This window comes from Klebsiella sp. K47 (genome assembly GCF_051858335.1).
GTDB classification, from domain to species: domain Bacteria; phylum Pseudomonadota; class Gammaproteobacteria; order Enterobacterales; family Enterobacteriaceae; genus Klebsiella; species Klebsiella pneumoniae.
Map to the genome: position 1 here is coordinate 1 of NZ_JBPYUI010000252.1, position 236 is coordinate 236.

A 236-nucleotide genomic window follows, 5' to 3' on the forward strand; every position below is an offset into this window, starting at 1 on the left:
CGCGTTCTTGTCCACCGGGTTGAAGCCGGTCAGAAACGGGTGAAAGCGCTGGCGCTGCTGCTCGGGCAACTGTTGCAGCGCCGCTGCCACATAGATGTCGGTGGCGCTGTACCAGTAGGCTGCGGCATCATCGCCGGCGTAGTAGCGCGGGCGCTTGGGCTCGTCTTCATGCCATTTCTTGGCCACCGCCACACCCGAGATCATCGACTGATCGATACGCGCCGCATCCATGGCCT

1 protein-coding gene is annotated in these 236 nt (G+C 63.1%); it reads right to left on the bottom strand.

Annotation, left to right across the window (positions count from 1 at the left end; all coding sequences use genetic code 11):
• On the bottom strand, nucleotides 1-236 hold a 236-nt coding region (locus tag RRF55_RS27920; RefSeq protein ID WP_439419288.1), incomplete at both ends, for a hypothetical protein.